Raw genomic sequence first — 12,799 nt, forward strand, 5'->3', positions numbered from 1 at the left:
GCAGGGGAACTAGGAGGGTAACGTCTTTGGAAGATATTCAAAGGAGATTGCTTCAAAAATCGAAAAAAGCGAGATTGGAGCAGATCGGTAAAACCGTTAGTTTTATATGTATTCTATTTATAGTTGTTGTTGTTGCGGCGATTTTTTACTTTGTAATGAGCAAAGGACTGGCAACTTTTTTTAAAGATGGTGTGAATTTTTTTGATTTTCTTTTTGGTACCGAGTGGAGTCCCGGAACAGTGGGTGCAGATGGCAAACCTTTAACAGGTGCCCTGCCGATGATTGTCGGCTCTTTTCTGGTCACATTGCTTTCTGCAATCGTTGCAACTCCTTTTGCCATAGGAGCAGCAGTTTTTATGACTGAGATTTCGCCGAAAATCGGGAAAAAAATACTGCAGCCGGTCACTGAATTACTTGTGGGGATACCGTCAGTGGTTTATGGTTTTGTGGGCTTGACTGTCGTGGTTCCTGCTGTTCGCCGAACATTCGGGGGAAGCGGTTTTGGGATTTTAGCAGGGACATTTGTGCTGTTTGTCATGATTTTGCCGACAGTCACCTCAATGACTGTTGATGCGCTAAGTGCTGTTCCCCGTCATTACAGGGAAGCTTCGCTGGCACTAGGAGCGACAAGATGGCAGACGACTTACAAAGTCGTGTTGCGGGCAGCCATCCCGGGTATTTTGACAGCGGTGGTTTTCGGTATGGCACGGGCTTTTGGCGAGGCTTTGGCGATCCAAATGGTTATCGGTAATGCTGCCATTATGCCTACTAGTTTGATAACTCCCGCCTCAACTTTAACAAGTATCTTGACGATGGGGATAGGCAATACAATCATGGGAACATTGGAAAACAATGTGCTATGGTCTCTAGCAATGTTATTGTTGTTGATGTCTTTATTCTTCAACATCCTGATTCGGATTATCGGCAAGAGAGGAGAGTTTAAATCATGACATCTAAGAAAGCTGATAAATTATCAACGGTCATTTTATATTTTATCTCTGGCATGATTGTACTTATCTTGGCCGGTTTGATTACTTATATTTTAGCAAGAGGATTGCCTCATATTTCTTGGGAATTTTTGACCCAGCCGGCGAAAACTTTTCAAGTCGGCGGCGGTATCGGAATTCAATTATTCAACTCTTTTTATTTATTGCTGATCACTATGGTCATAAGTGTACCTATTTCACTGGGGGCCGGGATTTATCTTTCAGAATATGCTAAGAAAAATTGGCTGACCGATTTTATCAGGACGGCAATTGAAATCCTGAGCTCATTGCCTTCAGTGGTAGTCGGGTTATTTGGTTTCTTGGTTTTTGTTGTACAAGCAGGACTTGGCTTTTCAATTATTTCCGGTGCTTTGGCGTTGACTTTTTTCAACTTGCCCCTGCTGACCAGAAATGTTGAAGAATCTTTAAAGGCAGTTCATTTTACGCAGCGGGAGGCCGGTTTAGCTTTAGGTCTATCACGTTGGGAGACGGTGACAAAAGTGGTCGTGCCGGAAGCTTTGCCGGGAATTTTGACAGGTGTTATCTTAGGCGCCGGACGTATTTTTGGTGAAGCAGCGGCTTTGATTTATACTGCCGGACAAAGTGCCCCTGCACTTGATTTTACAAATTGGAATCCGTTAAGCATTTCGAGTCCGCTGAACCTATTCAGACAAGCAGAGACTTTGGCAGTCCATATCTGGAAGGTAAACAGCGAAGGGACGATGCCTGACGGGCCGCAAGTATCTGCGGGTGCTTCAGCTGTTTTGATTATTGCTGTGCTTTTGTTTAATCTTTTTGCACGTTTTATTGGGAAGAAAATCCACAAAAAAATTACCTCTGCTTAGTGAAGGAGTCAGTGAATGAAAGAATATAATTTGTCAGACCGTCATTTGATTAGTCTTAAAGATAAAAAATTAGCACTTTCGACGGATGACTTGCATGTTTGGTATGGAACAAATGAAGCTATCAAAGGAGTCTCTCTAGACTTTGAACAAAATAAAATCACTTCGCTTATCGGTCCGTCAGGCTGCGGGAAGTCAACTTATCTGCGTTCCTTGAATCGGATGAATGACGAAATCGCCGGAACAAAAATCACGGGAGCAGTCACCTATGAAGGCGTCGATATTAATTCTCCTCAAGTAGATGTTTACGAAATGCGTAAACATATCGGGATGGTTTTTCAGAGACCCAACCCGTTTAGCAAGTCGATTTATGAAAACATTACGTTTGCATTGAAACAGCATGGAGAAAAAGATAAAAATGTTTTGGATAAAACCGTCGAGGAAAGTTTGACGCAAGCAGCCCTGTGGAACGAAGTGAAAGATAACCTCCACAAGAGTGCCTTGGCATTGTCCGGCGGGCAGCAGCAGCGTTTATGTATTGCACGGGCGATTGCGATGAAGCCGGATATTCTGCTTTTAGATGAGCCGGCAAGTGCTCTTGATCCAATCTCTACCGGAAAGGTGGAAGAAACCCTTTTAAATTTAAAAGAGCATTACACCATCGTTATTGTGACACACAATATGCAGCAAGCGGCTCGTATCAGTGATTATACGGCGTTCTTCTATGTGGGGCATGTGATTGAATTTGACCAGACTAGTAGAATCTTTACACGTCCGAAAATCAAAGCAACAGAAGATTATGTTTCTGGACATTTTGGCTAAGGAGGGATTTAAGTAGTGATAGAATCAAGAGATTTACATTTGTTCTATGGGAAAAAAGAAGCTTTGAAAGGCATCAATCTATCTATCGGCAAAGGTGAAATTACAGCTTTGATCGGTCCTTCCGGCTGCGGAAAATCAACTTTTCTAAGGACGTTGAATCGAATGAATGATTTGATTCCCAATGTGACCATTACCGGTAATGTTCTTTATAACAACGAAAATATTTACAATCCTCAAACTGATATTGTAGAATTAAGAAAGAAGATCGGCATGGTGTTTCAACAGCCTAATCCTTTTCCATTCTCTGTTTATGAAAATGTGGTTTATGGTTTAAAATTGGAAGGGAAAAAATCTAAAGCAGAGCTTGATGAAATTGTCGAAACGAGTTTAAAAGATGCAGCAGTTTGGAATGACGTTAAGGATAAATTAGACAAAAGCGCTTTGGCGTTGTCCGGGGGGCAGCAGCAGCGGGTGTGTATCGCAAGGGTCCTTGCTGTAAAACCTGAAGTTATTTTGCTGGATGAGCCTACCAGTGCACTGGACCCAGTCTCAAGCGGGAAAATAGAAAATATGTTATTCGAGTTAAAAAATCAATATACGATGATTATCGTGACCCATAACATGCAGCAGGCATCACGTATTTCTGATAAAACAGCCTTCTTTTTGGATGGGCATCTAATCGAATTTGATAAAACCAAGAAAATATTTTTAAATCCTTCAAAAAAGAAAACCGAAGAATATATCTCAGGGAAATTTGGCTAGTAAGAATATTTTTAATTTCTTGTGGGCACTATCAAAGGTCTTGTCAGGAAATCAGTCTAAATTTAAAAGCATGAATATCATAAAAAAATTTAAGGAGAGGGTGCCACAATGCTAAGAACACAGTTTGAAGAAGATTTAGCCAAACTCCATCACCAGTTTTATGAAATGGGGAGAATGGTAAGCACAGCCGTTGACAAATCAGTCAAGTCTTTTATCAGACACGATAAAGAAATTGCCCAAGGTGTCATTGATGATGATGTGAAAATCAATGAAATGGAGTTGCAGTTGGAGAAAAAAAGTTTAGAAATGATTGCTTTACAGCAACCGGTGACTAAAGATTTACGTGTGATTATCACAGTGATGAAGGCAGTATCTGATTTGGAAAGAATAGGAGACCATGCAGTCGCAATTGCTAAATCGACCATCCGTGTCAAAGGTGAAACCAGAATACTTGAAGTGGAAGAAAAAATTTCAGAGATGTCGGATTCTGTTAAGGCACTTTTAGAAGAAGTTATGGCTGCTTATATCGAAAACGATGATGAGAGAGCTCGATTAATCGCTGAAAAAGATAAAGAAGTGAATGTTTATTTTTCTGAAATATATAGCATGACGATTGAAGAAATGAAAAAAAATCCTGAGACAATTGTTGGGGGAACCGACTATCTCCAAGTTGCAGGTTTTCTTGAGAGAATAGGGGATTATGTGACCAATATTTGTGAGTGGATCGTCTATCTGCAAACAGGAAAAATTTTAGAGTTAAATACGAACAGAAACGAATAAAATTGTTTGGAAAACACTTAGAGACTATTTTAATGGGACTCTAGGTGTTTTTTTGTTTTCATATGAATGTAATAAAAATGTAAAATACCTAATACACAAAGTGTGGTATAGTTGAATAAGTTAAATGAAAAGTAAAAAGAGGGATTTAATTCATGAAAAAATATATCGCTTTATTGTCAGTTATCTCTATGACTGCTGTGGCGCCTTTGACTGTATATGCTGATTCAATCGATTCAAAAATTAATGAAGTAGATACAACGATTAATAATTTGAAAGAACAAAAAAAATCTGCTGAAAGTGAATTGGCGGCACTAGACAGCCAAATCTCTAGCTTAGAAGTCGAAGTAGAGAAAACTTTACAAGAAAAAGTGACTTTGGAACAAGAAATCACTGAGTTATTGAACGATATAGACAGCTTGACTAAAACTATCGAGATGAGAACAGAGAAGCTTTCAGAACAAGCTCGTGTGACACAAGTAAATCAATCATCAAACTCTTTCCTTCAGGTAGTGCTGGAATCAGATAGTATTTCTGATGCAGTCACTAAATCATTCGCTTACGGAAAAATAATGAAAGCAAATGATGAAATTGCTACGTGCCAAAAAGAGGATAAAGAAGAGTTAAGTCAAAAGAAAGCTGAAGTTGAGGAAAAACTCGTTTTAGTAGAAGAAAAAACTGCTAATCTAAAAGTTCAGCAAGATGATTTAAATGCTAAAAGATATGATCAGGCAATTCTTAAAAAAGAAGTAGAAGCAAGCTTGACTAAAGAATCTTCTAAAAAAGATTCTTTACTAAAAGAAAAAGCTGAAATTGAGGAACGTCAGCGCAAGGCTGAAGAAGCTGCAAAAGAAAAAGCTAGAATCGAAGCAGAATATGCAGAAACTTTAGCAGCAGAACAAGTACAACTTGAAGCTCAAGCACAAATTCCGATTTCAAATGGAGGCTCAACTGTAATCAGTGGTGGAAGTACTGCTCCACAAGCAACATCAGGTGGATTTAGTTCGCCTTTAAGCAGCTTGCAAGTTACCAGCCCATATGGTTATCGTCAAGACCCGACTGGATTTTCAGGAAACAGCCATGACGGCATAGATTTTGCTGGAGTCACAGGTCAAAACGTTTTTGCAAGTTTGGACGGGACAGTTGTTGCCAGCGGCTTTGACGGCAGTGCTGGAAATTATATTATCATCCAACATGGCAACGGAAAATATACTTACTATCTGCATTTAAGCCGCATCAGTGCAGGCGCAGGCTCTCAAGTAGCAACTGGTCAAGTGATCGGTGCAGTTGGTAATACAGGGAATTCTACTGGACCTCACCTCCACTTTGGAATTGCAACTACTCCAAACTGGTCAGGATTTATGAATCCAGCTCCATTCCTAGGATTATAATTTCAATCAAAATAACAACTAAAGTTTCTTCGCAAATGATGTGGATGGCTAGAATTTAGTTGACTTAAATAGCAAATTTAGACAACTTCGGGCTCTGTGTCAAATAGGACTGATGAGTAAAAATTAGTTTGGAACTAAGTAGAAGTGAACACTCCTGCTTGGTTCCTTTTTCCGTTATTTTATTTGTATTAAACCATTCATCATAAAAATTCTGATTCTCATGTTACGAAATGATTTAAAGCCGTAGGACACTCGCTTTAGTGTTTTAATATGGGTATTCTTGGCTTCCAATTTGCCATTGGAATACGGGTAAATAAGAGCATTAGTGATGCCTACTTCATACTTTAATAGATTTTGTACTTTCTGTTTAAACTCTTTATCAAGATGTTCCGGCAAGTCTTCCAAGTGTTTGAAAAATAAGGCGACATCTTTGCTCCTAAAGGCGTTCAACAGGTTGTGAAAACAGTGATAGGTATCGTGAAGCCTTTGCGAGTAAGAGAGCAGTCGGTCAATCACCATTCCCTCCGTGAGGAGAGGATATTTAGGAGATCTAAAGCTTCGCCAACTACGATAATTGGTCCAATCAATGTTTTGATAATCCTTTAATAGTAATTTCCAGTTAGTTTTGATTTTTTGGGCTTCATAGAGGTGCCCTTGTTTCCTTAATCGCTTGACTTCCTTCACTCTGAAGTCATTAAACGCAGTATTGATATGTTTAACAATATGAAAACGATCAATGACGATTTTAGCTTGTTTGAAACAGGTTTTCGTTAGCTTAAAATAAGCCGCATTCATGTCTGTGACGAGAAAGTCTACTTGATTTAATGCTTCTTGAGGATAACGGTTAAAGTGCTTTTCTAACTTGTTGTGTTGTCGACTCGGTAAAATATCCACAAGTTTCCCAGAGTCACCATCGGCACAAATAAACGTCATCTTATCTTCCCGCGTCGCATGAGACCGGAATTCATCAACCATTAGGACAGTGGGTAAAGCAGCTTTTACTTGGCTGTTAGGCACGTAGGCTTCTAGACTTCGAAGAAGTCTGATCACTGTCGTGATAGACACATGACAGAGTTTGGCAATGAGGGTATACGAGATTTTCTCCTTTAAAAGATCTAAAATTTTAAACTTGATGTGCTCTGAAATAAAACAATTTTCTTTAACAAAGTAAGGACTAGCGGTGGTGTATGAGTGACAATTGCGACAAAAATACTTCTGCTTTTTTAACTTCATCACGGTGGGCATATGATGATAGTCCTCCAACCGAATCATAGAAGATTTAGTCCCATTTTTAACGACCCTATACTTCCCCTCATGGTCCATAGGACTTGAACCGCATACTTGGCAAACTTTAGGAGCGGGTAAATAATCAGCTTCAATAATCAGTGTTTGCCTGTCTTGATAGGCTTCTTTAGAAACAGCTAAAATAGTTAGATCAGGGTCTATAATTCTTAGTAATTTTTTGATATCATGTGTCATAGCATATAGTTCTCCTTACTGTTTAGGTTAAACGCTTTAATAGTAACAGAAGAACTATATGTTTTTTTATTTAATACAAAAAAATGGGATTGATGAATCAATTTTTGATTCATCAGTCCCATAAATTATAGAGCCCAACTTCGCTTAGACAAGTGGAGTTGTCTTTTTGCTTTTTTTGTTTAAAACTGACAAACATGCGATGCTTAAAGTGCCACAAACTACGATAACCATAAGCAGTTCGTTTAATGACCTTGATTTTATTGACAAGTCCTTCCAGAGGACCATTAGAAAAAGGATAATTGAAGGTATTTTCAATTCTGTCCACACGTTTTTTTGAGTGTTTTGACTGCGGTTTTCATATAGAGGGATCATTGTTTGTAGACTTTGTTTGAATCCGCTACCTAACAATCTGTTTAAATGCATAGAAAAAAGAGCGGGTCTCTATATTACTTAAAAGTTTAACTTTTTTGGGGCACTACATTTGGCTGAGGTTTTCTTATCAGAAACATTTAAAAATATTGCAAAAAGAAGTATAATATAAGAGATGTAAGAAAATTGAAAAGGACTGAGTGAATTGAATGACAAGTTAATCCGTTCGCTAAAAGAAAACTATCATATTTCTTTTAAGGACAGTCGGCTCCTAGAACAAGCATTTACTCATTCATCTTATGTAAATGAGCATCGTCATTTGAAGCAGAGAGATAATGAAAGATTAGAATTTTTGGGGGACGCCGCATTGGAACTGGTGGTGTCGGAATTTCTTTATATGTGGTATTCTGATCTTCCGGAGGGAAAGCTGACGAAGATTCGTGCGACGATCGTACGGGAAGACAGCTTGGCTAAATTTGCCAAAGAATGCGGATTTGACCAGTTCGTCTTGCTGGGCAAAGGGGAAGAGATTTCCAACGGCCGCAATCGTCCGTCCCTGCTGTGCGATTTGTTCGAAGCTTTCTTAGGGTCGTTATATCTGGATCAAGGATTGAAAGCGGTCAGCCGCTTTTTATCGATTATTATCTTGCCGAAAATAAAAGCAGGTGTTTTTTTACATGAGATGGATCATAAGACAACCCTTCAGGAAATACTCCAAAGAAATGGAGACGTGGATATCCATTATGAGCTGATCAAGGAAGAAGGCCCCGCCCATAACCGGGAATTTTTTGTCACCGTTTCTGTGGGGGAGCATGTGATTGGGGAAGGCAGCGGCAAGTCAAAGAAAATGGCTGAACAAAAGGCTGCCCATCAGGCGATTCTTGCGTTGGAAAAGAAATAGTTTGAGAAAGACGATGGTCTTATTAGTTGAAAGGAGTCTTTGGCTCAATGTATTTAAAGAGAATAGAATTAGCAGGATTCAAATCTTTTGCTGAGCGGACCATTATTGAATTCGATCAGGGATTGACTGCAGTGGTCGGTCCTAACGGCAGCGGCAAAAGCAATATAACAGACGGGATTCGCTGGGTGCTCGGTGAGCAGTCAGCGAAAAATTTGCGTGGCGGCAAGATGCCCGACGTGATTTTTTCAGGGACAGCCAAACGAAAACCATTAAACATTGCGGAAGTTACTTTGGTATTGAATAATGAGTCCCATTACTTGCCGCTGGATTTCAGTGAAGTGAGCGTGACCCGACGTCTAAACCGCAACGGGGAAAGTGATTATTTTATTAATAAACAAAGCTGCCGGCTGAAAGATATCGTGGATTTGTTTACTGACTCCGGTTTGGGGAAAGAGTCGTTTTCAATTATTTCTCAAGGCAAAGTCGAGGCAATTTTCAACAGCAAGCCGGAAGAACGCCGGGGGATTTTTGAAGAAGCTGCAGGTGTTTTAAAATATAAACAGCGGAAGCAACAAGCGGAAAACAAGTTATTTGAAACTGAAGATAATTTGAACCGGGTTCAGGACATCATCTACGAATTGGAAGCTCAACTGGAACCGTTAAAGGAACAAAGTGAAACAGCTCAAGAGTATACCGAGCTGAAGAAAAGTCTAACCACGGTAGATATCGGCGTTACGGTAAGAGAAATTGAAGAATTCAAAATAGTCTGGGAGCAGCAGACAGAAAATCTACAGACCGTGGCGAAAGAATTGTCCCAGCTTGAATCACGAAAAAGTTATTTGGACGAGACACTGGAACAGCTAAGAACACAACGGACAGTGGTTTTGCAGCAGTTGGATGAGGAACAGCAAAACCTGTTGACGATTACTGAACAGTATGAAAAAACTGAAGGACAGAAAAATGTTTTTATCGAGCGGAGCAAAAATGATGAAAAAATCACTCAAGATTATCAGGATAAGTTGACCCAGCTGGCAGTTAAAGAAGAGCAAGTCCTTGGGGAGCAGGAAAAGCTGACACAGACTTTGAGTGAAACAAAAGAAAAAAGGAAAGTTCTATCCGACACATTCAGCCATACTAAAGAGCTGGTGCAATATTATAGCAAATCCACAAAGGAACAGTTGGAAGAGTTGCGCAGCGAATATGTGGATATCATGCAGAAGCAAGCGAATGTGACTAATGATTTAAAACATCTGGACAAGCAATATCAGCTGGAGTCATCCCGTAATGCGCAAATGATGACGAAGCATGAAGAGATAAACAACAAAATCGCTCAGCTAGAAATAAAGCAGCAAGAAATCATTTCTGATAACCAAAAACATGAAGAGCTTTTGCAAACCCTTCTTAAAGAGTATGAAGAAATTCAGGCAAAGCATGGACAGGCGAAGCAACAGCTGACAGAGCAAGAAAAAAACATGTATAACGCTATGGGCATATTGCAGCAGGCTAAAGCACGGCAGAAAAGTTTGCAGGAGCTGCAGGAAAATTACACTGGATTTTATCAGGGTGTGCGGGCTGTTTTGAAAAATAAAGAAGCTATTTCAGGCATTGTTGGCGCAGTCGCCGAGCTTTTGACTGTACCGGCAGACTTAGTGACGGCAATCGATACGGTTCTGGGGGCAGGTGCACAGAATATCGTTGTCAAAGATGAAGCCAGCGGCCGGGCAGGGATTCAATTTTTAAAAGAAAAAAAACTTGGCAGAGCAACATTCTTGCCTTTGACAACAATCAAACCGCGAAGGATTAATGCCCAACAACTAGAAAAGCTGACACAGGAGACAGGATTCGTTGGTGTAGCCAGTGGATTAGTAGCTTGTGCGGATGAAGTCAGACCTGTGATTGAAAATATGTTGGGGACGACGGTGGTTGCCAAAGATTTATCATCAGCCAATCGCTTGGCAAAGTTGACAGGTTATCAATTCCGAGTGGTCTCTTTAGAGGGAGATGTGATGAATCCCGGCGGTTCCATGACTGGGGGAGCAACCAAAGGCGGTAAAAAAGGCAACCTTTTATCCTTGTCAGGTGAACTAGAGGAATTATCGAAACAAATCCAGCAGATGAGCCAAACACTGAATGAACGGGAACAACAAGTTCAAAAATTAAAAGCTCTAGAAAATGAGCTGGCTCAAACTCTTGAAAAAAAACGTGCCCAAGGGGAACAGGCACGATTAAAAGAACAAACATTGGCAAGTCGTCTGCAACAAGTCCAGCAGGAATTGAAACAGATGGCACGAGAAAAAACTGCCTTTCAATATGAAACGAAAGATTTATCCGATTTCCTGACGCGTTACGACACTGATAAAGAAAATCTGACAGTGGAAGCAGAAAACTATAAGGAAAAGCTGGCAGAATTAGATGCTGCTATGACAAAAACCACTAATGAAGCGGAAAATTTAGAAGCCAAACGCGAGGAGTCTTTAGAAAAACTCCGGGAAGAACAAGGACAGCTGGCAGCCATAGACGAGAAACTCCGTCATTTGGAACAACAGCTCCATCAGCAACAGCAGCAGCTGGCAGAAATTAATTCCGAGCGGGAGAAACTCCATGAACAGCTGCACTTGCTGACCGACGACAGCAGCTCTCGTGAAGTCAGTCAGGAGTCTTTGACAGCATTGATGGAAGAGTTGCAACAGAAAAAAACGGCGACGCAAATATTGCTGGAAAAATTAAAAATCAGGCGGGAAGAAGTTCAGGAGAATATTTCCCAGCTGGATGAGCAGCTGGCAGAAGCTAATAAAAATCAGCAAACTTTATTACAAAAAAAGACTCAGTTCGAGGTGAAATTGTCTAGAGCAGAAAACGGATTGGATAGCGGATTGCTGCACTTGCAAGAAGAATACAGCATCACCTTTGAAGGGGCGAAGAAAAATTACCCATTTGACGGAAACTTGGAAGAAGCACGAAAAGAAACCAAGAAAATCAAACGCAGAATCGAAGCACTTGGGCCGGTCAATCTTTCTGCCATCGAACAGTATGACTCTGTCTCTGAACGTTATGAGTTTTTAATTACCCAAAGAGATGATTTGTTGGTAGCAAAAGAGTCCTTATTCCAGACCATGGATGAGATGGATAAAACGGTCAAAGCACGTTTCAACGAAGTGTTTGTTGCCATCCGTGAGAAATTTCAAGAAACTTTTCCCCAAATGTTCGGGGGAGGACATGCCGATCTGGTGTTGACCGATCCTGATGATCTGCTTACAACAGGAATAGAAATTGTCGCCCAACCACCAGGAAAACGACTGCAAAGTCTCAGCCTCTTGTCAGGCGGGGAGCGGGCATTAACAGCGATTGCCTTGCTGTTTTCTATTATTCAGGTCAGACCGGTGCCTTTCTGTGTGCTTGATGAGGTAGAAGCGGCTTTAGATGAAGCCAATGTGGCACGTTTCGGGAAATATCTGAGCAGATTTGAAAAAGCCACTCAATTTATTGTGATTACCCACCGGAAAGGAACGATGGAAGCCGCGGACGTACTGTACGGTGTCACAATGCAGGAGTCGGGGATTTCGAAAATCGTATCGGTAAGATTGGAAGAAGCCAGCGAGTTGAAGGCACTAGAGGCATGATAAAACAGAAAAAGGGAGATCAATGATAAAATTAGTAGCGATTGATTTAGACGGGACGTTGTTGAATAGCCAAAAACGGATTTCAAACGAAAATAAACGGGTAATCCAAGAGGCAAAGGACTCTGGAATAAAGATAGTCTTATGTACCGGCAGGCCTTTGATGGGGGTGGCTCCTCTTTTAGAAGAGCTGAACCTGATGGATGCGGGGGATTATTCTGTCACATTGAACGGGGGATTGATCCAAAAAAATGATACAGGAGAAATATTGTCCGAAACGATAATGACCGTCAACGACGTCAGAAGGATTTATGACTTGACGTACAGCTTGCAGCTGTCCTTGAATGTAGTGACCGCTAAAAAAGTTTTTCATGTCAAACCTGACGTGCCGGCATTTCCCTCCTACTATCAAGAATTGAACAGCTTACTGGTATTCGAAGACAAGCACTTGGAAACATTTGATGACAGGATGAAAATTAATAAAATGGTTTGTGCTAGTGAAAATGTGCAGCACTTGACCACACAATTACAAAGGATTCCTGAGATCTACCATGAAGAATACAACATCATCCGTTCAGGACAGTTTTTATTCGAGTTTGTTCACAAAGAAGTTTCCAAAGCTGCCGGTTTAAAACATTTAGGCGAGATTTTAAATATTCAGACGAAAGAAATGATGGCCATCGGGGATGAGGAGAATGATCTGCCGATGATCAGGTTGGCAGGGACTGGCGTGGCGATGGAAAATGCGACAGATGAAGTGAAAAGTGCCGCTGTTGTCACCACAAAAAGCAATGATGAAGACGGTGTAGCCTACGCAATAGAAAAATGGGTGTTGAATAAAAGATAAGGGGGC

General features: G+C 40.6%; 11 protein-coding genes. 9 read left to right on the forward strand and 2 right to left on the reverse strand.

Annotated elements, in window-relative coordinates:
* The first annotated feature begins 26 nt into the window (after positions 1 to 26).
* From pstC to AC4PHI_RS05060, 6 genes are all read left to right on the forward strand, one after another.
* Entirely contained in the window at positions 27 to 950 is a 924-nt protein-coding gene (gene pstC / locus AC4PHI_RS05035; RefSeq protein WP_492201219.1) for a phosphate ABC transporter permease subunit PstC, read from the forward strand.
* Positions 947 to 1,831 carry a phosphate ABC transporter permease PstA gene (pstA, locus tag AC4PHI_RS05040; RefSeq protein WP_492201220.1) on the forward strand — a complete coding sequence of 295 codons (885 nt, stop codon included), beginning with the start codon at positions 947 to 949 and terminating at the stop codon, positions 1,829 to 1,831. Before pstC ends, pstA begins: the two co-directional genes overlap by 4 nt.
* 15 nt (positions 1,832 to 1,846) lie before the next feature.
* The gene (gene pstB, locus AC4PHI_RS05045; RefSeq protein WP_492201221.1) at positions 1,847 to 2,650 is read left to right on the forward strand and encodes a phosphate ABC transporter ATP-binding protein PstB; all 804 of its coding nucleotides are present in this window, start codon (positions 1,847 to 1,849) and stop codon (positions 2,648 to 2,650) included.
* Positions 2,651 to 2,665: 15 nt separating this feature from the next.
* Positions 2,666 to 3,412 (forward strand): phosphate ABC transporter ATP-binding protein PstB, encoded by a 747-nt coding sequence (pstB, locus tag AC4PHI_RS05050; RefSeq protein ID WP_492201222.1) that lies wholly within the window; start codon positions 2,666 to 2,668, stop codon positions 3,410 to 3,412.
* Positions 3,413 to 3,520: 108 nt separating this feature from the next.
* Positions 3,521 to 4,192 carry a phosphate signaling complex protein PhoU gene (gene phoU / locus AC4PHI_RS05055; RefSeq protein WP_492201223.1) on the forward strand — a complete coding sequence of 224 codons (672 nt, stop codon included), beginning with the start codon at positions 3,521 to 3,523 and terminating at the stop codon, positions 4,190 to 4,192.
* Positions 4,193 to 4,344: 152 nt separating this feature from the next.
* Positions 4,345 to 5,580: a murein hydrolase activator EnvC family protein gene (locus tag AC4PHI_RS05060; RefSeq protein ID WP_492201224.1), complete on the forward strand. Its 1,236-nt coding sequence runs from the start codon at positions 4,345 to 4,347 to the stop codon at positions 5,578 to 5,580.
* Positions 5,581 to 5,754: 174 nt separating this feature from the next.
* On the opposite strand, the gene AC4PHI_RS05065 is transcribed toward AC4PHI_RS05060, so the two are convergent.
* On the reverse strand, positions 5,755 to 7,059 hold the full coding sequence (locus AC4PHI_RS05065; protein WP_492199141.1) for an ISL3 family transposase: 1,305 nt from the start codon (positions 7,057 to 7,059) through the stop codon (positions 5,755 to 5,757).
* Positions 7,060 to 7,171: 112 nt separating this feature from the next.
* Positions 7,172 to 7,384: a transposase gene (locus AC4PHI_RS05070; RefSeq protein ID WP_492201225.1), complete on the reverse strand. Its 213-nt coding sequence runs from the start codon at positions 7,382 to 7,384 to the stop codon at positions 7,172 to 7,174.
* A gap of 249 nt (positions 7,385 to 7,633) precedes the next feature.
* On the opposite strand from AC4PHI_RS05070, the gene rnc reads away from it, so the two are divergent.
* The 3 genes from rnc to AC4PHI_RS05085 are packed head-to-tail and all read left to right on the forward strand — an operon-like array spanning position 7,634 to position 12,793.
* Positions 7,634 to 8,329, forward strand: a complete 696-nt coding sequence (gene rnc / locus AC4PHI_RS05075) for a ribonuclease III (protein WP_492201226.1) — start codon at positions 7,634 to 7,636, stop codon at positions 8,327 to 8,329.
* 47 nt (positions 8,330 to 8,376) lie between these two features.
* A complete protein-coding gene (smc, locus tag AC4PHI_RS05080) occupies positions 8,377 to 11,949 on the forward strand; it encodes a chromosome segregation protein SMC (protein WP_492201227.1) in 3,573 nt (1,190 codons plus the stop codon).
* A 22-nt stretch (positions 11,950 to 11,971) separates the two neighbouring features.
* The gene (locus AC4PHI_RS05085) at positions 11,972 to 12,793 is read left to right on the forward strand and encodes a Cof-type HAD-IIB family hydrolase (protein ID WP_492201228.1); all 822 of its coding nucleotides are present in this window, start codon (positions 11,972 to 11,974) and stop codon (positions 12,791 to 12,793) included.
* Positions 12,794 to 12,799: the final 6 nt, after the last annotated feature.

The organism is Vagococcus sp. QWL-13, from assembly GCF_058683555.1.

Excerpts from the sequence above, each read along its gene's own strand:
- AC4PHI_RS05060 (WP_492201224.1), top strand. The coding sequence starts at position 4,345 with ATGAAAAAATATATCGCTTTATTGTCAGTTATCTCTATGACTGCTGTG.
- smc (WP_492201227.1), top strand. The coding sequence starts at position 8,377 with ATGTATTTAAAGAGAATAGAATTAGCAGGATTCAAATCTTTTGCTGAG.
- AC4PHI_RS05085 (WP_492201228.1), top strand. The coding sequence starts at position 11,972 with ATGATAAAATTAGTAGCGATTGATTTAGACGGGACGTTGTTGAATAGC.
- phoU (WP_492201223.1), top strand. The coding sequence starts at position 3,521 with ATGCTAAGAACACAGTTTGAAGAAGATTTAGCCAAACTCCATCACCAG.
- pstB (WP_492201221.1), top strand. The coding sequence starts at position 1,847 with ATGAAAGAATATAATTTGTCAGACCGTCATTTGATTAGTCTTAAAGAT.
- pstA (WP_492201220.1), top strand. The coding sequence starts at position 947 with ATGACATCTAAGAAAGCTGATAAATTATCAACGGTCATTTTATATTTT.
- AC4PHI_RS05065 (WP_492199141.1), bottom strand. The coding sequence starts at position 7,059 with ATGACACATGATATCAAAAAATTACTAAGAATTATAGACCCTGATCTA.